Annotated in this window: 15 protein-coding genes; 4 read left to right on the top strand and 11 right to left on the bottom strand. The window is 60.4% G+C overall.

Annotated features, from left to right (window positions below; translation table 11 throughout):
* Positions 1-20: 20 nt before the first annotated feature.
* The 6 genes from U367_RS0127410 to U367_RS0127375 form a co-directional block, all read right to left on the bottom strand.
* Positions 21-542, bottom strand: a complete 522-nt coding sequence (locus tag U367_RS0127410) for a DUF6586 family protein (RefSeq protein ID WP_016975263.1) — start codon at positions 540-542, stop codon at positions 21-23.
* A gap of 205 nt (positions 543-747) precedes the next feature.
* On the bottom strand, positions 748-3,369 hold the full coding sequence (gene topA, locus U367_RS0127400; protein WP_028619418.1) for a type I DNA topoisomerase: 2,622 nt from the start codon (positions 3,367-3,369) through the stop codon (positions 748-750).
* A gap of 114 nt (positions 3,370-3,483) precedes the next feature.
* Positions 3,484-3,720 (bottom strand): DUF1653 domain-containing protein, encoded by a 237-nt coding sequence (locus U367_RS0127395; RefSeq protein ID WP_028619417.1) that lies wholly within the window; start codon positions 3,718-3,720, stop codon positions 3,484-3,486.
* Between the two features lie 97 nt (positions 3,721-3,817).
* The gene (fadA, locus tag U367_RS0127390; RefSeq protein ID WP_016975260.1) at positions 3,818-4,993 is read right to left on the bottom strand and encodes an acetyl-CoA C-acyltransferase FadA; all 1,176 of its coding nucleotides are present in this window, start codon (positions 4,991-4,993) and stop codon (positions 3,818-3,820) included.
* 29 nt (positions 4,994-5,022) lie between these two features.
* Entirely contained in the window at positions 5,023-7,170 is a 2,148-nt protein-coding gene (fadB, locus tag U367_RS0127385; protein ID WP_028619416.1) for a fatty acid oxidation complex subunit alpha FadB, read from the bottom strand.
* 555 nt (positions 7,171-7,725) lie between these two features.
* Entirely contained in the window at positions 7,726-8,163 is a 438-nt protein-coding gene (locus U367_RS0127375; protein WP_028619415.1) for a hypothetical protein, read from the bottom strand.
* A gap of 105 nt (positions 8,164-8,268) precedes the next feature.
* On the opposite strand from U367_RS0127375, the gene U367_RS0127370 reads away from it, so the two are divergent.
* Complete coding sequence (locus U367_RS0127370; protein WP_028619414.1) at positions 8,269-8,709, top strand: universal stress protein; 441 nt, start codon at positions 8,269-8,271, stop codon at positions 8,707-8,709.
* 159 nt (positions 8,710-8,868) lie between these two features.
* Here the strand turns inward: U367_RS0127370 and U367_RS0127365 are convergent, their stop codons facing one another.
* The gene (locus U367_RS0127365; RefSeq protein ID WP_028619413.1) at positions 8,869-10,788 is read right to left on the bottom strand and encodes an ATP-binding cassette domain-containing protein; all 1,920 of its coding nucleotides are present in this window, start codon (positions 10,786-10,788) and stop codon (positions 8,869-8,871) included.
* Positions 10,789-11,001: 213 nt separating this feature from the next.
* Between U367_RS0127365 and U367_RS0127360 the strand changes: the two genes are divergently transcribed.
* Positions 11,002-12,930 (top strand): transglycosylase SLT domain-containing protein, encoded by a 1,929-nt coding sequence (locus U367_RS0127360; RefSeq protein WP_028619412.1) that lies wholly within the window; start codon positions 11,002-11,004, stop codon positions 12,928-12,930.
* Between the two features lie 260 nt (positions 12,931-13,190).
* On the opposite strand, the gene U367_RS0127355 is transcribed toward U367_RS0127360, so the two are convergent.
* Positions 13,191-14,978, bottom strand: a complete 1,788-nt coding sequence (locus tag U367_RS0127355; protein ID WP_161634134.1) for an ABC transporter transmembrane domain-containing protein — start codon at positions 14,976-14,978, stop codon at positions 13,191-13,193.
* A 248-nt stretch (positions 14,979-15,226) separates the two neighbouring features.
* Between U367_RS0127355 and U367_RS1000000132120 the strand changes: the two genes are divergently transcribed.
* Positions 15,227-15,400: a PA1571 family protein gene (locus tag U367_RS1000000132120; RefSeq protein ID WP_028619410.1), complete on the top strand. Its 174-nt coding sequence runs from the start codon at positions 15,227-15,229 to the stop codon at positions 15,398-15,400.
* 53 nt (positions 15,401-15,453) lie between these two features.
* Here U367_RS1000000132120 and pdxB read toward each other — a convergent pair whose 3' ends face one another.
* Entirely contained in the window at positions 15,454-16,596 is a 1,143-nt protein-coding gene (pdxB, locus tag U367_RS0127345; protein WP_028619409.1) for a 4-phosphoerythronate dehydrogenase PdxB, read from the bottom strand.
* Positions 16,597-16,736: 140 nt separating this feature from the next.
* Between pdxB and U367_RS0127340 the strand changes: the two genes are divergently transcribed.
* The gene (locus U367_RS0127340; RefSeq protein WP_028619408.1) at positions 16,737-18,131 is read left to right on the top strand and encodes an MATE family efflux transporter; all 1,395 of its coding nucleotides are present in this window, start codon (positions 16,737-16,739) and stop codon (positions 18,129-18,131) included.
* 108 nt (positions 18,132-18,239) lie between these two features.
* On the opposite strand, the gene tusA is transcribed toward U367_RS0127340, so the two are convergent.
* Positions 18,240-18,491: a sulfurtransferase TusA gene (tusA, locus tag U367_RS0127335; RefSeq protein ID WP_028619407.1), complete on the bottom strand. Its 252-nt coding sequence runs from the start codon at positions 18,489-18,491 to the stop codon at positions 18,240-18,242.
* Between the two features lie 27 nt (positions 18,492-18,518).
* Entirely contained in the window at positions 18,519-19,595 is a 1,077-nt protein-coding gene (rlmM, locus tag U367_RS0127330; RefSeq protein ID WP_016975248.1) for a 23S rRNA (cytidine(2498)-2'-O)-methyltransferase RlmM, read from the bottom strand.
* Positions 19,596-19,655 lie beyond the last annotated feature (60 nt).

Below are 19,655 nucleotides of genomic sequence, written 5' to 3'. Positions count from 1 at the left end.
AGCCGGCTCCTACGCGGAGATCAGCATTCGTTCAGGCCTTCGCGAAAGCGCAGCGCCATCTTTTTCAGTTCCTGACGCCAGCCCTCCAGCTCTTCACGGCTCAACGGCTTGGGTTCTTCCTCTTCCACCGCAACCGCCACGATCAGCGGCTGCGTCACATCGCCCTTGGGCACATGCGGAATACGCGGTGGCTGGAACATATCCGCATGCGCTTTGAGCAAACGCGCCACCCAACTGTCCGGGCTTTGAGCCATTTCAACCAGTTCTGCCAGCTCAGGAATGGCCATCGCATCCAGCACTTCACGATTCATGATCATTTCTGCACGGGGTGAACCCGCCTGGGGCAGGCGGTAAAACCCAGCGATTTCATGACACAAACCCAGCAAGGCGCCGTACAGGTGAAACAACGCAGCTTCACGCCCCGCCTGGACCAGCGCGATGGCATTCATCTCTTTCCCTTCCTCGGCGCGGCCAAGGGCTTCCAGGGATAGACCCGCGAAGTAAATTTTCTGATTGGTACGGGTATAGAGTTCGTTGGCCATGACGGCAATCTCCACAACGAAAGAGGCGCAATGCTGGCTGTGTAGGAGCGAGCTTGCTCGCGAAAAACCTAAGGACGCCATTATGTACCTGGCTTCCCGCGTTATCGTTACGATTTTCGCGAGCAAGGGCTAGGCGCCCCCCTCGCTTCTACAGCAACAAAAGGCCGCCTGTGAAGGCGGCCTTTGTCATTGGCAGATTAGCCGATCAAGCGCCCTGGCGCTTATCCTCGACCTTCCACTTGCCGCCGTCGTAGAACGCTTTCCAGCCGGTAGGCTTGCCGTCAACTTCGGTCTGCACGTACTGCTCCTTGGTCTTGCGGCTGTAGCGGATCACGGCCGGACGACCATCCGGGTCCTTCTTCGGCGCTTCACACAAGAAGTGGTACTTAGGATCGATCTCATCCTTGTGCGGCACGATCTCCAGCACCAACGGCGCGCGGGTCTCGCGGTTCTTCGGGAACTGGCTGGCCGCCAGGAACAACCCCGAAGCGCCGTCACGCAGGATGTAGGTGTCGTTGACCTTCTCGCACTTGAGCTCCGGCATCTTCACCGGGTCCATCTTCGGCGGCGCCGCGTCACCGCTTTTCAGCAGTTTGCGGGTGTTCTTGCAGGTCGGGTTGGTGCAACCGAAGAACTTGCCGAAACGGCCGGTCTTGAGCTGCATCTCGCTGCCGCACTTGTCGCATTCCAGGCTCGGACCTTCGTAGCCCTTGATGCGATAGGTACCTTCTTCAATCTCGTAGCCGTTGCAATCCGGGTTGTTACCGCAAATGTGCAGCTTGTGCTTCTCGTCCAGCAGGTAGGCGTCCATCGCCGTGCTGCAGATCGGGCAACGGTGCTTGCCACGCAGTACCAGAGACTCGGACTCACCCTCGTCGTCGGCGGCGATTTCATCACCCGGCACCAGGTTGACAGTGGCCTTGCAGCGCTCTTTCGGCGGCAGGCTGTAGCCCGAGCAACCGAGGAACACGCCAGTGGACGCCGTACGAATCTGCATCGGCCGACCGCAGGTCTGGCACGGGATGTCGGTCATCACCGGCTGGTTGGCGCGCATGCCATTTTCAGGGCTTTCGGCTACTTCGAGTTTTTTCTTGAAGTCGCCGTAGAACTCGTCCAACACGTTTTTCCAGTCGCGTTCGCCCTGGGCCACGTCGTCGAGATTCTCTTCCATGCCGGCAGTGAAGCCGTAGTCCATCAGGTTGGAGAAGCTCTCGGACAGGCGCTCGGTCACGATGTCGCCCATCTTTTCCGAGTAGAAACGACGGTTGTGCAGCGCAACGTAACCACGGTCTTGAATGGTGGAGATGATCGCTGCATAGGTCGACGGACGACCGATACCGCGTTTTTCCATCTCTTTTACCAGGCTGGCTTCCGAATAACGCGCCGGCGGCTTGGTGAAGTGCTGGGACGGGTCGAGCTGGACCAGCTTGAGGGTGTCGCCCTGGGCCATGTCCGGCAGCACGTCGTCATCGCCAGGCTTGGCGATTTGCGGCATCACACGGGTGTAACCGTCGAACTTGAGGATACGGCCCTTGGCACGCAGCTCAAAATCGGAGGCCGCCACGGTGACAGTGGTGGACAGGTATTGCGCTGGCAGCATCTGGCAAGCCAGGAACTGGCGCCAGATCAGCTCGTAAAGGCGCTCAGCGTCGCGCTCCATGCCGCTCAGCTTGGCAGGCGTGGTGTTGGCGTCGGAAGGACGGATCGCTTCGTGAGCCTCTTGTGCGCCTTCCTTGCTGCTGTAGACGTTCGGCTTCTCCGGCAGGTACTTCTTGCCGAACTCTTCTTCAATATAGGTACGCGCCATCGCGACCGCGTCTACCGACAGGTTGGTGGAGTCGGTACGCATGTAAGTGATGTAGCCGGCTTCGTACAAGCGCTGGGCCATCATCATGGTTTTCTTCACACCGAAGCCCAGGCGGTTACTCGCGGCCTGTTGCAGGGTGGATGTGATGAACGGTGCCGATGGCTTGCTGCTGGTCGGTTTGTCTTCACGCTTGACGATGCTGTAGCTGGAAGACTTGAGCTTTTCCAGCGCGGCCATGGCCTGGGCTTCGTTCAGCGGCTTGAAGGCCTCGCCTTTCTCGCGGGCCACTTCAAAGCGCACGTTGGCGCCCTTGGCAGTGCCGAGGTCGGCGTGGACTTCCCAGTACTCTTCGGGGATGAACGCACGGATCTCGCGCTCACGCTCCACCACCAGCTTCACCGCAACCGATTGCACACGACCGGCCGACAGACCACGGGCGATCTTGGCCCACAGCAGCGGCGAAACCATATAACCCACGACGCGGTCGAGGAAGCGACGGGCCTGCTGGGCGTTGACGCGGTCGATGTCCAGTTCGCCTGGCTTGGAGAAGGCTTCCTGGATGGCTTTCTTGGTGATTTCGTTGAACACCACACGCTTGTAGCGGCTGTCATCACCGCCGATGGCTTCCCGCAGGTGCCAGGCAATGGCTTCCCCTTCGCGGTCCAAGTCCGTCGCGAGATAGATGGTGTCAGCATCCTTGGCGAGCCGGCGCAGCTCTTCGATGACCTTTTCCTTGCCTGGAAGGATTTCGTACTTGGCCTTCCAGCCATGATCCGGGTCCACACCCATGCGCGAGACCAGCTGCTTGCGCGCTTTCTCTTTAGGGGTGAGCACCGGACCTTCGCCCGCAGCCGCCTTGCCGCGCTTGGCGGCAGGCTCCTTGCTGGCGCTAGCCGAACCGCTGGTGGGCAGGTCTCGGATATGGCCGATACTCGACTTCACCACGTACTCGTTGCCCAAGTACTTGTTGATGGTCTTGGCCTTAGCCGGGGATTCCACAATGACCAGCGATTTGCCCATGGATCGGAAAATTCCTGAATTCGAGAAGTGAAAGGCAGTTGGCGCCTGTCGCGGCAACGCTATATATAGTGGCAACAAGGTGAGGTCAAGCGCAGCATTCTGCGCGACCTGCCGTTATTGCCCTGAAAAAAGACTGGGTTCGGCCTGGACCAAAGCAAAGCGCGGGACCTGCTCGCCGTCAACCTCGACGGTCTCCACAAACATGCTCAAGGGGCGTACCCAAAAGCCGTAATCGCCATACAGTGCTTGGTAGAACACTACTTCTTCTTCGGTCTCGGAGTGGCGTGCCACACTGAAAACACGGTACTGCGGACCTTTATAATGCTGGTAGAGCCCTGGTTCGACTTTCATGCTCTGGCCCTCTTACAAAATTTGTTAAAAAAAAAATACAAAACCACCCAAAAACAAAAACCGGGGCACTGGGCCCCGGCTTCCGTCAACCCAACGCTTAGACGCGTTCGAAGACGGTGGAAATGCCTTGGCCAAGACCAATGCACATGGTTGCAACCCCTAGGTTGCCGCCATTTTGCTTCATCACGTTAAGCAAAGTGCCGGAGATACGCGCACCGGAGCAACCGAATGGGTGGCCCAGGGCAATCGCGCCGCCGTGCAGGTTAACCTTCTCATTCATCTTGTCGAGTACTTTCAAATCTTTCAGCACGGGCAGGGCCTGTGCGGCGAAAGCTTCGTTGAGCTCGAAGAAGTCGATGTCGTTGATGGTCAGGCCTGCGCGCTTCAAGGCTTTTTGTGTGGCCGGTACAGGACCATAGCCCATGATTGCCGGGTCCACACCTGCCACAGCCATCGAACGGATCACGGCCAGCGGTTGGATGCCCAGGTCCTGGGCACGTTGCGCCGACATCACGATCATGCACGAAGCACCGTCGGTGATTTGCGACGAAGTACCGGCTGTCACGGTGCCGCCCTTTGGATTGAACGCTGGCTTCAGCGCGGCCAGGCTTTCCAGGGTGGTATCCGGACGAATCGTTTCGTCGTAGTCGAACAGTTTCAGGAAACCGTTCTCGTCATAACCGTTCATCGGGATGATTTCATCCTTGAACTTGCCTTCCACAGTCGCCTTGTGGGCGAGTTGGTGGGAACGCAGGCCGAACGCGTCCTGGGCTTCGCGGGTAATGCCGTGCATTTTGCCGAGCATTTCCGCAGTCAGGCCCATCATGCCCGAGGCTTTTGCCGCGTACAGCGACATGTGCGGGTTAGGATCGACGCCGTGCATCATGCTGACGTGGCCCATGTGCTCCACGCCACCGACCACAAACACATCACCGTTGCCGGTCATGATGGCCTGGGCGGCGGTGTGCAGCGCGCTCATCGACGAACCGCACAGGCGGCTGACGGTCTGGCCGGCCGCGGTGTGCGGGATCTGGGTCATCAGCGACGCCATGCGCGCGATGTTCCAGCCCTGCTCCAGGGTCTGGTTGACGCAGCCCCAGATCACGTCCTCGACTTCGTTTGGGTCGACCTTGACGTTGCGTTCCAGCAGTTTGCTGATCAGGTGTGCCGACATGTCTTCGGCACGGGTGTTGCGGTGCATGCCGCCCTTGGAGCGGCCCATCGGCGTACGACCGAAGTCGACGATCACGACGTCTCTTGGATTCAAGCTCATAAATATTCTCGCTCTAGTCGTCTGGGCACTTAACCGAAGAAGCGCTGGCCGTTCTTGGCCATTTCACGCAGCTTCGCGGTCGGGTGGTACAGCGGGCCCAAATCAGCGTATTGATCAGCCAGGGCAACGAACTCGGCCACACCGATCGAATCGATGTAACGCAGCGCACCACCACGGAATGGAGGGAAACCAATACCGTACACCAGGCCCATATCGGCTTCGGCGGCGGTTTCGACGATGCCGTCTTCCAGGCAACGTACGGTTTCCAGGCACAGGGCGATCATCATCCAGTTGATGATGTCTTCGTCCGACACCTCACGCTGTTCGTAGATGACCGGAGCCAGCACTTCGTGCACCGACGGGTCGGCCACTTTCTTCTGCTTGCCCTTCTTGTCCGCCTCGTAGGCGTAGAAACCCTTGCCGTTCTTCTGGCCCAGGCGCTTGGCCTCGTACAGCGCGTCGATCGCCGAACGGCGGTCGTCTTTCATGCGGTCCGGGAAGCCTTCAGCCATCACATCGCGACCGTGGTGGCCGGTGTCGATGCCGACCACGTCCATCAGGTACGCGGGGCCCATTGGCCAGCCGAATTTCTCCATGACTTTGTCGATGCGCACGAAGTCCACGCCGGCGCTGACCAACTTGGCGAAACCGCCGAAGTACGGGAACAGCACGCGGTTGACCAGGAAGCCCGGGCAGTCGTTGACCACGATCGGGTTCTTGCCCATTTTCTTGGCGTAGGCAACGGTGGTGGCAACGGCCAGCTCGCTGGACTTCTCGCCACGGATGACTTCCACCAGCGGCATCATGTGCACCGGGTTGAAGAAGTGCATGCCGACGAAGTTCTCCGGACGCTTCAAGGCCTTGGCCAGCAGCGAGATGGAAATGGTCGAGGTATTGGACGCCAGGATGGTGTCGTCTTTAACCTGAGCTTCCACTTCGGCCAGCACGGCTTGCTTGACCTTCGGGTTCTCGACAACGGCTTCGACCACCAGGTCGACATGGCCGAAATCGCCGTAGGACAGCGTAGGACGAATGCCGTTAAGCACTTCAGCCATTTTCGCAGCGGTCATGCGACCTTTGTCCACACGACCGACCAGCAGCTTGGCGGCTTCTGCCAGGCCTTGCTCGATACCGTGCTCGTTGATGTCTTTCATCAGGATCGGCGTGCCTTTGGACGCCGACTGATAGGCGATACCGCCGCCCATGATACCGGCGCCGAGTACGGCAGCCTGTTTCACGTCCTTGGCGATTTCGTCGTAGGCCTTGGCCTTTTTCTTCAGTTCCTGATCGTTCAGGAACAGGCCGATCAGGCTCTGGGCTGCGGAGGTTTTCGCCAGTTTGACGAAGCCAGCCGCTTCCACTTCCAGAGCTTTGTCGCGACCGAAGTTCGCGGCTTTCTGGATGGTCTTGATCGCTTCAACCGGTGCCGGGTAGTTCGGGCCGGCCTGGCCAGCCACGAAACCTTTGGCGGTTTCGAACGACATCATTTGTTCGATGGCGTTGAGCTTGAGTTTTTCCAGCTTCGGCTGACGCTTGGCCTTGTAGTCAAATTCGCCGCTGATGGCGCCCTTGATCAGGTTCAATGCGGCTTCGGCCAGTTTGTCCGGGGCAACCACAGCGTCGACAGCACCGACTTTCAGCGCGTCTTCAGCACGGTTTTCCTTACCGGCGGCAATCCACTCGATGGCGTTGTCGGCACCGATCAGGCGCGGCAGGCGCACGGTACCGCCAAAACCTGGGTAGATGCCCAGTTTGACTTCAGGCAGGCCGATCTTGGCCGTGGCCGACATGACGCGGAAGTCTGCCGCCAGGCACATTTCCAGGCCACCGCCCAACGCGATGCCGTTGATCGCGGCGACGGTCGGTACGTTGAGGTCTTCAAAATCGCTGAAAATCTTGTTGGCTTCGAGGTTGCCAGCCACTAGCTCGGCATCGGGCAGCTTGAAGTTGTCGACGAATTCGGTGATGTCAGCGCCGACGATGAACACGTCCTTGCCGCTGGAAACGATCACGCCCTTGACCGAAGCATCTGCTTTGATGGTGTCTACGGCCTGACGCAATTCATTCAGGGTTAGACGGTTGAACTTGTTGACGGACTCACCCTTGAGGTCGAATTTCAGTTCGACGATGCCACTTTCAAGAGCCTTAACCGTGATGGCTTTACCTTCGTAAATCATCAACTGATCTCCACGATATGGAAGCTGAACAGTACACATTGGACGCTGGCCTCTGGCTGGACACTGACAGTTGCGTCAATGCTCATGCCAATCCGCCAGGCACACCCGCCAATGCGATAGTCGGGATTCTGTATGAGCGGTCTGACAGACAAACGCTCAATTCATACGCCCGTTTGATTTGGGTACGCCACCTTCATCCAATTCCGGGCAATTGTCAATCGCTCGAAAGGCTAGGAAAAACGCGACTTTCCAGTCATTTCAGAACCCCGACCATAATCCCGCGACTCGTCAATATTCAAATATTCACGAAATCAATAATGGAAAAGATGAGGGAAAAGGCTGTACAGAACGGGATATGCCGCTAGGCTAGCGACAACCGTAACGCGCCTGGATGAACATCCGGCGCAGGGAACACAGAATTACCGGCCTGCCTGGCCAACTCCAGCCCGATGATGATGTCGGGCTTTTTATTGCCTGCCGTTTTCCATGATTTGCACGCCCTTTGTAGGAGCCGGGCTTCCTACAGGGGGTTGTCGCAGGCCGCCAGGGTCGGTGTCAGGCCAAGGCCTTGAGCAGCGTATCGATAGCCTTCAACACGCTCGCCTCGCCCTTCTCGCCCCAATACAGGGCGATCATCTGCTTGTCGGCTTCGACCTTGTAGACGTTGTCCGGCAAGGTCGCAAAATGCGGCAACAACTTTTCATCAACACACACTTCACGCCACTGATTCACCCAGACTCCGGGCTCCAGCTGCCAGTAACTCCAAATGGCCGGTGTGCTGCCACGCCGTGGCCGGCAGTATTGCGCGCACGGGCTCGGTGGCTCCTGCTTGAGCCAATGCGGCCATTCCTGGGGCGACAACTGCATGGCCAGGCCGATGCGGCGCGCCTCCATGCGCAGGGCCATGCGCCCGCTCTGATGGCGCGACGGGCGCAACCATGCCAGGGGGCTCAGAACCACCACAAGGATTGACACCACTATCCAGACCGTCATATGTGTACTCCCGAATTTCTAGATGAGCGGATTTGACCTGACGCAACCCCATCCGCTTGAAAGCAGCCATACTGAACATATTGCAGTCCCTTGGAGGAACGCCTCATGCCCTACCAACATATTCTGGTCGCTGTCGATCTGACCGAAGAGTGCGATCCGGTGATCAAGCGCGCGCAGGAATCTGCATTGGCCAATGGCGCCATACTGTCGCTGGTGCATATCGTCGAGCCCATGGCCATGGCCTTTGGTGGCGACGTGCCCATGGACCTTTCCCAGTTGCAGCAACAGCAATTTGACCAGGCCAAGGAGCGTCTGGACCGTTTGATTCTCAAATACCCGCACCTGAAAAAGGAAGACTGCCACCTGACGTACGGCCAACCGCGCCAGGAAATCCACCATCTGGCCAAGGAAAAGTCTTGCGACTTGATCGTGGTGGGTAGCCATGGTCGTCACGGCTTGGCGTTGTTGCTGGGTTCTACAGCCAATGATGTGCTGCACGGTGCGCCGTGCGATGTGCTGGCCGTGAAGCTGGTCAAAAACGCATAACCCCTTGTAGGAGCTGGCTTGCCAGCGATAGCGGACTGTCAGCCGCCAGATGTATGGCCTGACAGAATGCAATCGCCGGCAAGCCGGCTCCTACTGGTTCCTATAAAAAACCCGGTGTTCATCAGATGAACACCGGGTTTTTTAATGCACTGGAATCACTCAGGCATCCAGCTCAGCCCAACGCTCAACCAACACTTCCAACTCCTGGTTCAGTTTCTCCAGGGAGGCAATCACCTTGGCGGTTTCCGCCGCCGGACGCAGGTAGAAACCCGCGTCAGCCATGTCCGCTTCTACCGTCTTAATCTGCTGTTCCTTGGCCTCGATATCACCCGGCAAGGCTTCCAGTTCACGCTGCAGCTTATAGCTGAGCTTCTTCTTGCCCACTGGCGCCGCCTCTGCAACCGGCGCAGCAGCCGCCACCGGAGCCACCACGGCCGAGTTCAAGTCGGCCTTGCCGGATTTGCTCTCGGTCACGCCCAGCAGGCGCGGCGAGCCGCCCTGGCGCAGCCAGTCCTGGTAACCACCGACGTATTCACGCACCTTGCCTTCACCTTCGAAGACCAGGGTGCTGGTGACCACGTTGTCGAGGAATGCCCGGTCGTGACTCACCATCAGCACGGTACCGTTGAAGGTCAGCAGCACTTCTTCCAGCAGTTCGAGCGTTTCTACGTCAAGGTCGTTGGTCGGTTCATCGAGCACCAGCAGGTTGGCCGGCTTGCTGAACAGCTTGGCCAGCAGCAGGCGCGCACGCTCGCCACCGGACAAGGCTTTCACCGGCGTACGCGCACGCTGCGGGCTGAACAGGAAATCGCCCAGGTAGCTGAGCACGTGGCGGCTCTGGCCATCGATGTCGATAAAGTCGCGGCCTTCGGCGACGTTGTCGATCACGGTCTTTTCCAGGTCCAACTGGTGGCGCAGCTGGTCGAAGTAAGCCACGTCGATGCGCGTGCCCTCTTCCACGGTGCCGCTGGTCGGCTGCAGGCCGCTGAGCATCAGCTTGAGCAAGGTGGTCTTGCCGGTGCCGTTGGCGCCCAGCAGGCCGATACGGTCGCCGCGCTGCAGGACCATGGAGAAGTCCTTGATCAGGAACGGGCCGTCCGGGTGATGGAAGCTGACGTTCTCCAGCACCATTACTTGCTTGCCCGACTTGTCGGCGGTGTCCAGCTGGATATTCGCCTTGCCGGTGCGCTCGCGGCGTTCGCTGCGCTCGACACGCAGGGCTTTCAGTGCGCGTACGCGGCCTTCGTTACGGGTGCGGCGGGCCTTGATGCCCTGGCGGATCCAGACTTCTTCCTGGGCCAGCTTCTTGTCGAACAGCGCGTTGGCGGTTTCTTCGGCGGCCAGCGCAGCTTCCTTGTGCACCAGGAAGCTGGCGTAGTCGCCGTTCCAGTCGATCAAGCCGCCACGATCCAGTTCAAGGATGCGGGTCGCCAGGTTTTGCAGGAAGGAACGGTCGTGCGTGATGAACAGCACGGCGCCCTGGAATTCCTTGAGGGCCTCTTCCAGCCAGGCAATCGCGCCGATGTCCAAGTGGTTGGTGGGTTCGTCGAGCAGTAGCAGATCCGGCTCGGACACCAGGGCCTGGGCCAGCAGCACGCGACGACGCCAGCCACCGGACAACTCGGCGAGGGTCTTGTCGGCCGGCAGTTGCAGGCGGCTCAAGGTGCTGTCGACCAGTTGCTGCAAGCGCCAGCCATCGCGGGCTTCGAGGTCTTGCTGAACGTGCATCAGTTTGTTCAGGTCGTCTTCGGTGACGCAATTTTGCGCCAGGTGATGATATTCGGCGAGCAGTGCGCCGACGCCGTCGAGGCCTTCGGCAACCACGTCGAACACAGTCCGTCCGTCGGCCACGGGCAATTCTTGCGGCAATTCGCCGATCTTGAGGCCCGGCGCGCGCCATACAGAGCCGTCATCAGGCTTCTGATCGCCTTTGACCAGCTTCATCATGCTGGATTTGCCGGTGCCGTTGCGGCCGATGATGCACACCCGCTCACCACGGGCGATCTGCCAGGACACCTTGTCCAACAACGGCATAGCGCCGAAAGCAAGGGACACATCGCTGAATTTGAGCAGGGTCATACGCTTCTCCAAAAACTGGGCGCGCATTCTACCTGAGTTAGGGGTGGGATGCGGCTGGCATTTTCGCTGCCGACACGTTCTGTAGGACATTTGCTACGAACTTGAACGAACCGCCCGGCAAAGCTTTCGTCTGCGTCGGGCAAAAGGCTAAGCTAGGGGCAATCAGTGTCGGCGGTGCCGATGCTAGTCGTGATTTCTCTGCACGGACGTCTCATGCGCAGTCGCCTTTTCAACTTTTTATCTTGTCTGCTTCTTTCCGCCACCGCCGTTCAATCCGCCCAGGCCGTGGACCTCACCACCCAACGTCAATATTACGATGAAGCCAAACGCGCCCTGGCCAAAGGCGACACCGGCCCGTACATGCAATACAGCCAAGCCCTGGCCGATTACCCGCTGACACCGTACCTGGCCTATGACGAACTGACGGCACGCCTGAAAACCGCGAGCAACCAGGAAATCGAGCAGTTCCTCGCCAAAAACGGCGACCTGCCCCAGGCCAACTGGATGAAACTGCGCTGGTTGCGCTGGCTGGCCGAGCGTGGTGACTGGCAGACCTTTGAAAAGTACTACGACGCCAAGCTTAATTTCGTTGAGCTGGACTGCCTGCATGGCCAGTACCAGCTCACCCACAACTTGAAGGCGGAAGGCTATAAGACCGCCGAAAAACTCTGGATGACTGGCAAGTCCCAACCGGCGGCCTGCGATGTCACCTTCGGCCAGTGGGCGGCAGACGGCCAACTCACCGAACAGAAGATCTGGGACCGCGCCAAGCTCGCCGCCGAAGCGCGCAACTACGCCCTGGCCAACAGCCTGGTGAAAACCCTGCCCACCCTCGGCGCCCAAGGTCGCTTGATGGTGGACGTGGCGCAGAAGCCCGACATGCTCAGCGACCCGTCACGCTTCCTGCCGGCCACTGAGGCCATGTCTGACGCCGTGGGCCTCGGCTTGCGTCGCCTGGCACGCCAGGATCCGGACAAGGCCATGGCCCTGCTCGACGGCTACGCCAGCAGCATGCACTTCTCGCGTGACGAAAAAGTGTCGATCGCCCGCGAAATCGGCCTCACCCTGGCCAAGCGCTATGACCCGCGCGCCCTAGAGGTGATGACCAAGTACGACCCTGAACTGCGTGACAACACCGTCTCCGAATGGCGCCTGCGCTTGCTGCTGCGCCTGGCGCGCTGGGAAGATGCGTACCAGTTGACCCGCAAACTCCCACAGGACTTGGCGACCACCAACCGCTGGCGCTACTGGCAGGCCCGCAGCTTGGAACTGGCAGAACCTAAGAACCCGCAAGCGCTGGTCCTATACAAAAACCTGGCGCAAGAGCGTGACTTCTACGGTTTCCTTGCGGCAGATCGTTCCAAAGCCCCGTACCAGCTGAAGAACAAGCCGCTGCTGATGAGCCAGGCACTGGTCAACAAGGTGCGCAACACCCCTGGCGTGCGCCGTGCGCTGGAATTCTATGCCCGTGGCCAGGTAGTGGATGGCCGTCGCGAGTGGTACCACGTCAGCCGTCACTTCAACCGTGACGAGATGGTCGCCCAGGCCCGATTGGCCTACGACATGAAGTGGTACTTCCCGGCGATCCGCACCATCAGCCAGGCGCAATACTGGGACGACCTGGACATCCGCTTCCCAATGGCGCACCGCGACACCTTGGTGCGTGAAGCCAAGGTGCGCGGCCTGCATTCCAGCTGGGTGTTCGCCATCACTCGCCAGGAAAGCGCCTTCATGGACGACGCCCGCTCCGGCGTCGGTGCCAGCGGCCTGATGCAACTGATGCCCGGCACCGCCAAGGAAACCGCGCGCAAGTTCAGCATCCCCCTGGCCTCCCCGGCCCAGGTGCTGGACCCGGACAAGAACATCCAGCTCGGCGCCGCCTACCTGAGCCAGGTGCACAGCCAGTTCAACGGCAACCGCGTACTCGCCTCCGCCGCCTACAACGCCGGCCCCGGCCGTGTACGCCAGTGGCTGCGCGGCGCAGACCACCTGAGTTTCGATGTGTGGGTTGAAAGCATCCCGTTCGACGAAACCCGCCAGTATGTGCAGAACGTGCTGTCTTATTCGGTGATCTACGGGCAGAAACTCAATTCACCCCAGCCGCTGGTGGATTGGCATGAGCGGTATTTTGATGATCAGTAAGGCCTAGCCCGAAGGTCCCCCTGCTCCAGGGGATTGAAAACCCTATAGCAAGCGGGCCTGCGGTGGTCAGCTAGCTTTCTGTGGTGAGCGGGCTTGTCCCGCGCTGGGCTGCGTAGCAGCCCCAAAACCGGATATCAAAATTTTTCGGCTACACCTACACCGTGACGACTGAATTGGGAGTGCTTCGCACTCCAGCGCGGGGCAAGCCCGCTCACCACAGAAGCCCCCTCAGCAACCCTCAACAATGCTTGGTAACTTGCCTAGACCTCGCTGTTCGCGACCTCCACCCCATCACTGAACTGCAACGCCGCCAATCGCGCATACAACGCATTGCTCGCAATCAACTGTTGATGCGTCCCGATCGCCACCAACTTACCCTGGTCCATCACCGCAATGCGATCAGCGTTCTTCACCGTGGCCAGCCGATGGGCGATCACCAGGGTAGTGCGCCCTTGCATCAACTGCGGCAGCGCTTGCTGGATCAGGTGTTCACTCTGGGCATCGAGGGCGCTGGTAGCTTCGTCGAGCAGCAGGATCGGCGCGTCCACCAGCAGCGCGCGGGCGATGGCCAGGCGTTGGCGTTGGCCGCCGGAGAGGCCCATGCCGCCGTCGCCCAAGTGAGTCTGGTAGCCGTCGGGCATTTGCAGGATGAAGTCATGGGCGTGGGCAATGCGGGCGGCGGCTTCGACCTGTTCCCGAGTGGCGGTCGGGTTGCCGTAGCGGATGTTGTCTTCGACGCTGCCGAAGAACAGCGCCGGACTCTGGGACACTAGGGCGAAGTGGCGGCGCAGGTCCATAGGGTCGAGTTCGGTCAGCGGATGGCCTTCGAGCAGGATGCAGCCTTGCTGGGGATCGTAGAAGCGCAGCAACAGGTCGAAAATCGTCGATTTGCCCGCGCCGGATGGGCCCACCAACGCCAGGGTTTCACCGGGATTGATGGTCAGGTTCAGGCCGTCGACAGCATAGCTATCGGGCCGTGAAGGGTAGGAAAACCGCAGGTTTTGCAGTTCCATGCGGCCACTGACCCGCTCAGGCAGTTGCACCGTCCCGGCGGCGGGCGCCTGGATTTCGTTGCTCGACTGCAACAACTCGCCGATCCGCTCGGCGGCCCCGGCGGCGCGTTGCAACTCACCGAGTACTTCGCTCAGGGTGCCGACCGCACTGCCGACAATCAGGCTGTAGAACACGAACGCCGCCAGCTCGCCGCCGGATATGCGCCCGCTGATCACATCCATGCCGCCCACCCACAGCATCACACCCACGGCGCCGAGCACCAGCATGATCACCAGGGTAATCAGCCAGGCGCGTTGGGTGATGCGTTTGCGCGCTGTGGTGAAGGCGTCTTCCACGGTCACGGCGAAGCGCTGCTCGTCCTGCACCTGATGGTTGTAGGCCTGCACGGTCTTGATCTGGCCGAGGGTCTCGGACACATAGCTGCCCACATCGGCGATACGGTCCTGGCTTTGCCGCGACAAGCTGCGCACCCGGCGGCCGAAGATGAGGATCGGCGCCAACACCAGCGGCAATGCCACCACCACGATGCTGGTGAGCTTGGGGTTGGTCACAAACAGCAACACGATGCCCCCGATGACCATCAGCGCGTTGCGCAGGAACAGCGACAACGACGAGCCGATCACCGATTGCAACAAGGTGGTATCAGTGGTCAAACGTGACTGGATTTCCGAGCTGCGATTATTTTCATAGAAGCCCGGATGCAGGTAGATCAGATGGTTGAACACTTGCCGACGGATGTCCGCCACCACCCGCTCGCCGATCCACGACACCAAGTAGAACCGTGCAAACGTGCCCACTGCCAGGCCCAGTACGAGGATCATGAACAGGCCGATGGACTGGTTGAGCAAGTGTGGGGATTGAGTCATGAACCCCTGGTCCACCAGCAGGCGAATGCCCTGCCCCATGGACAAGGTGATACCGGCCGTGACGATCAGCGCCAACAGGGCGCCGAGCGCGTGCCAGCGGTAGGGCGCGATGAAGCGGCTGGCCAGGCGGATCGCGCGGCGTTGACGGACTGAGAACATGGAGGGCATCACCAGTGAGGAACCTGTCCTCAACATTGGGGGAACTTGGGCAAATAACAATGAGTCAGGTTAATTATGCCCGCCGATACCTATCCCTAGAGGCTATCGGTCTAACCCCTGGCTGGAAATCCGAGGCGGTTTCTGGTGGACTGGGTATTCGAACCGGTGATCTTGCAGGGAGTTGTAACAGCGTGGTCACTCGGGCGGCTTAGAGTAAAGAAGCAAACTAGGTAAACAACCTGATGAGGAGACAGGCCATGACCTTGCAGAACAGCAGCGATGCCAAGATTGAAGTGATCCGCCAACCGCAGCAGTTGCCTTGCTCGTACATCGACGCCAAAGGCCGCGAAGTGCAGATTACCGAAGAGATGATCCAGCAAGCCTGCCGCGAACTGGACGAAAAACTGGTCAAGCCTGCCCAGCAAGGCTGAAGCGCCGACGCTCTTGCAAACCCGGCCCAGGTGGCCGGGTTTTTTACTGCGGTCTAAACGCTCACAGCGCCCAATGCGCCGACGATGTTCGATAGCACCGCCGATTCACCGTTGATGCGCACCTTCAAGCCATCAATCTCACGGCGCTCCGGGTAGTTCTTGCGCAGCAGGTCAAACGCCCTGCGCTGTTCTTCCACCGTTCCTACCAGGCTCCGCCGGAAGTCCGCATCATCCCGGCGCGGGTCGTACACGCTGCGGCACAGGGTCGCCAGCGCCCAGGCCGGGTCGGTGGACGCGTTCAACTGCACCTCGGCCAACCACGGCGGCGGCAGCAAATCACTCAACTGAATACTCGGTTCCTGCCCCAGGTGCACGCAGAACGCCTGATAGATCTGCGCCGTGCCGCGCTGTTTGCCATCCAGGCTGTAACCAGCGATATGCGGCGTGGCCAGCACGCACAGGTCGGCAAGGTCCACGTCCACTTCAGGTTCGCCCTCCCACACATCCAGCACCGCTTGCAGGTCTTCGCGCGCCAGCAACACCTCGCGCAGGGCGGCGTTGTCCACCACCGGGCCACGGCTGGCGTTGATCAGCCAAGTGCCGGGCTTGAGCTGGTTGAGCCGCTCGCGGTCGAACAGGTGCCAGGTGGAGCCATTGCCGGACTTGGTCAACGGCGTGTGCAGGCTGATCACATCGCATTGCTCGATGATCTGCTCCAGGCTGACGTAATCGCCGTCTTGGGCAATCTGCCGTGGCGGGTCACACACCAGCACGTTCCAGCCCAGGCCCTTGAGTACCTTGACCAGCCGCCCGCCCACTTCGCCGGCTCCAACCACGCCATAGGTGCGCTGAGTGAGGTCGGCACCTTCGATTTCAGCCAGGGTCATCAGGCTGCCCAGCACATAATCCACCACGCCACGGGCATTGCAGCCGGGGGCGCTGGACCACTGGACGCCGGCCTGCTTGAAGTAGTCGAGGTCCAGGTGATCGGTGCCGATGGTGCAAGTGCCGACGAAACGCACGTTCGTCCCCTCCAGCAGCGCACGGTTAACGTTGGTCACCGAGCGCACCAGCAACACGTCAGCCTGCTCGACTGTGGCGCGGTCGATGGAACGGCCGGGCACCCGGCGGATCTCGCCAAATCCCTGGAAGAATGCATCGAGCAGCGGAATATTTTCGTCGGCAACAATCAACATGGCAGGCTCCTTTCGCGGACCCGCAGTGTACAGGGATCACGACCCGCGCTTACAAATCCCTAACACAGGATTTTTCCTGACCAATGCGTCAAAGCGTAGAATCCGCGGTCCTTGCGCATCCCTTGATTGGACACCTGTACGTGAACACTGCCTCTGCCACCCTCAGCCGCCCCGCCCGCATCAGCCGGGAAGTCGGCGGCCTGCTGACGCTCGCCCTGCCGATCATGGTCGGCCAACTGGCCACTACTGCGATGAGTTTTGTCGATGCGGTGATGGCCGGCCGCGTCAGTCCCCAAGACTTGGCGGCGGTGGGCCTGGGCAACTCGATCTGGATTCCGGTCTACCTGCTGATGAGCGGTACGCTGCTGGCCACCACGCCGAAAGTTGCCCAACGCTTCGGTGCGGGCCAGTACAGCGAGATCGGACCACTGGTGCGTCAGTCACTGTGGCTGGCCTTGGTGGTCGGCATCATCGGCTCACTGCTACTGCTCTGCGCCGAGCCGATCCTGCATGCAATGAAGGTTGAGCCGGACCTGATCGCGCCCACCATGGGTTACTTGCATGGCATCGCCGCCGGTATGCCGGCCATTGCGTTCTATTACGTGCTGCGCTGCTTCAGTGACGGCCTGGGCCGTACGCTGCCAAGCATGGTCATGGGCCTGTGCGGCCTGGCGCTGAATATCCCGCTGAACTACATCTTCATCTACGGTCACCTCGGCCTGCCGGCCATGGGCGGCGTAGGTTGCGGTTGGGCGACGGCCATTTCGATGTGGGTGATGATGCTTGGCCTGGCCGGCTGGACCCGCTGGGGGCCGGCCTACCAGAGCAGCGAACTGTTCAAGCGTTTCGACTGGCCACAATGGGCGGTGATCAAGCGCGTGCTGGGCATTGGCCTGCCGATTGGCGTGGCGATCTTTGCCGAGTCGAGCATTTTTGCGGTGATTGCCCTACTGCTGGGCAGCTTGGGAGCCACGGTGGTGTCCGGTCATCAGATCGCGCTGAACGTCAGCTCCCTGGTGTTCATGATCCCCTACTCCCTGAGCATGGCCGTAACGGTACGCGTGGGCCAGGCGCTGGGACGTGGGGAACCGCGTGAAGCACGCTTCGCCGCCGGGGTGGGCATGGGCACGGCGCTGGCCTACGCCTGCCTGTCCTGCAGCCTGATGTTGCTGTTTCGCGAGCAGATTGCGGCGATCTATACGCCGGACCCGGTGGTCATTCACTTGGCTTCGACGCTGATCGTGTTCTCGGCACTGTTCCAGTTTTCCGACTCGATCCAGGTCACGGCGGCTGGCGCACTGCGTGGTTACCAGGACACCCGAGTGACGATGGTACTGACCTTGTTCGCCTATTGGGGCGTTGGCCTGCCGGTGGGTTACGCCCTGGGGCTGACGAATTGGCTCGGCGAACCGAGCGGCCCAAGCGGCTTGTGGCAAGGGCTGATCGTGGGATTGAGCTGTGCGGCGGGGATGTTGCTGGTACGCCTGGCGCGCAGTGCACGCCGGCGCATTCGCGCCGACAAGGAACACCTGTAGGAGCGAGCTTGCTCGCGAAAAACCCGAGAGCGCCGCGTTAACCCAGGTGCGCTGCATTAGCCTTGAGGATTTTCGCGAGCAAGCTCGCTCCTACAGTACATCGAGTAATCAGTCGGCTTTTTTGCGGATCCAGTACAGGTACGTGCCGGCCTGCTCCTGCTGACCCACCAGTTCGTGGTCGAGAAACACGCAGAACTTGGGAATATCGCGGCGCGTGGACGGGTCGGTCGCGATCACCTTGAGCAAGCCGCCGGGCGCCAGGTCGCGGATGTGCTGGTGCAGCATCATCACGGGCTCTGGGCAATTCAGGCCTGTTGCATCTAGGGTGCCGTCGACGGCGGTGTCGAAAATATCGCTCATGATCTACTCCTGGAACTGGCCGCCAGTCTACCGGGCCTTGGTTTTCTTCACATCCACCAACCGACGCAGGTGGCAGGTCACTTCCTCTCGGTCGTGGTACAGCTGCTTGCAGCCGATCTCCACGCGGATGCCGCGCGCTTTGAAACCGTCTTCGATGCGTTCCAGCAGGCGCTTCACTTCGGCGTAGCGCTGTTTCATCGGCAGCTTCAGGTTCACCACCGCCTCGCGGCAATGCCCCTCGCCGATCCAGGTTTCCAGCAGCGCGGCGTTACGCGCCGGTTTTTCGACGATGTCGCAGACCATCCAGTCCACCGGCTGCTTGGGCACGAAGGTGAAACCGTCGGCCATCAAGTGCTGCACCAAGCCAGTGTCCATCAGGCTTTCGGCCATCGGGCCGTTATCGATGGCGGTCACCAGCATGCCACGGTTGACCAGTTGCCAGGTCCAGCCGCCGGGCGCTGCGCCAAGGTCGACGCCCGTCATGTCGCCGTGCAGGCGCTCGTCCCACTGGTCGCGGGGGATGAAGTGGTGCCAGGCCTCTTCCAGCTTGAGGGTCGAACGGCTGGGCGCTTCGCGGGGAAATTTCAAACGCGGAATACCCATCGGCCACATTGCCGAGTTGTTCGACTCGGCCAGGCCCATGAACACTTCGCGGCCACTCTTGAAGGTCAGCAGCAGGCGCGGCTTGCTCGGGTCGTCCACCAGTTTGCCGGCGTTCAGCAGGGCTTTGCGCAGGTGCACTTCGAATTTCTTGCAGAAGTTGGACAGTTCCTTGCCGTCGTTGGTGTCGACCATCTCCAGCCACAGGCTGCCGCACACCGGGAATTCGCGCAGGTGGGCGAGGATCACGCTGATGCGGTCCGTTTCCGGCAAGTCGATGAACACCCCGCGCGCCCACTGCCGAGGAAAGATCAGCTCGGCAAAGCGCTGGCCGTGCATCAGGCGCTGGGCGCCGTCTTCTTCGGTGCAGACAAACTCGGCGCAGGCGCTGCCGGTCTTGGCCTTGGCGTAGCCGGAAACGTTCAGGCGCGCGGCGAGGTCCGCGATCTCGGAACAGACTTCGCCTTCAAAACCCGGGCGGCAGTGCATAAAAAGGGTGTTCATCAACTCTCCAAGTGAATCAACTGACGTTGCGCTGTCGCAATGCCTGTCATGAAAACCCGC

The organism is Pseudomonas canadensis (assembly GCF_000503215.1).
Taxonomy (GTDB): Bacteria; Pseudomonadota; Gammaproteobacteria; order Pseudomonadales; family Pseudomonadaceae; genus Aquipseudomonas; species Aquipseudomonas canadensis.
This window is presented reverse-complemented; position numbering and strand designations above follow the sequence as displayed.

Excerpts from the sequence above, each read along its gene's own strand:
- U367_RS0127410 (WP_016975263.1), bottom strand. The coding sequence starts at position 542 with ATGGCCAACGAACTCTATACCCGTACCAATCAGAAAATTTACTTCGCG.
- topA (WP_028619418.1), bottom strand. The coding sequence starts at position 3,369 with ATGGGCAAATCGCTGGTCATTGTGGAATCCCCGGCTAAGGCCAAGACC.
- U367_RS0127395 (WP_028619417.1), bottom strand. The coding sequence starts at position 3,720 with ATGAAAGTCGAACCAGGGCTCTACCAGCATTATAAAGGTCCGCAGTAC.
- fadA (WP_016975260.1), bottom strand. The coding sequence starts at position 4,993 with ATGAGCTTGAATCCAAGAGACGTCGTGATCGTCGACTTCGGTCGTACG.
- fadB (WP_028619416.1), bottom strand. The coding sequence starts at position 7,170 with ATGATTTACGAAGGTAAAGCCATCACGGTTAAGGCTCTTGAAAGTGGC.
- U367_RS0127375 (WP_028619415.1), bottom strand. The coding sequence starts at position 8,163 with ATGACGGTCTGGATAGTGGTGTCAATCCTTGTGGTGGTTCTGAGCCCC.
- U367_RS0127370 (WP_028619414.1), top strand. The coding sequence starts at position 8,269 with ATGCCCTACCAACATATTCTGGTCGCTGTCGATCTGACCGAAGAGTGC.
- U367_RS0127365 (WP_028619413.1), bottom strand. The coding sequence starts at position 10,788 with ATGACCCTGCTCAAATTCAGCGATGTGTCCCTTGCTTTCGGCGCTATG.
- U367_RS0127360 (WP_028619412.1), top strand. The coding sequence starts at position 11,002 with ATGCGCAGTCGCCTTTTCAACTTTTTATCTTGTCTGCTTCTTTCCGCC.
- U367_RS0127355 (WP_161634134.1), bottom strand. The coding sequence starts at position 14,978 with ATGCCCTCCATGTTCTCAGTCCGTCAACGCCGCGCGATCCGCCTGGCC.
- U367_RS1000000132120 (WP_028619410.1), top strand. The coding sequence starts at position 15,227 with ATGACCTTGCAGAACAGCAGCGATGCCAAGATTGAAGTGATCCGCCAA.
- pdxB (WP_028619409.1), bottom strand. The coding sequence starts at position 16,596 with ATGTTGATTGTTGCCGACGAAAATATTCCGCTGCTCGATGCATTCTTC.
- tusA (WP_028619407.1), bottom strand. The coding sequence starts at position 18,491 with ATGAGCGATATTTTCGACACCGCCGTCGACGGCACCCTAGATGCAACA.
- rlmM (WP_016975248.1), bottom strand. The coding sequence starts at position 19,595 with ATGAACACCCTTTTTATGCACTGCCGCCCGGGTTTTGAAGGCGAAGTC.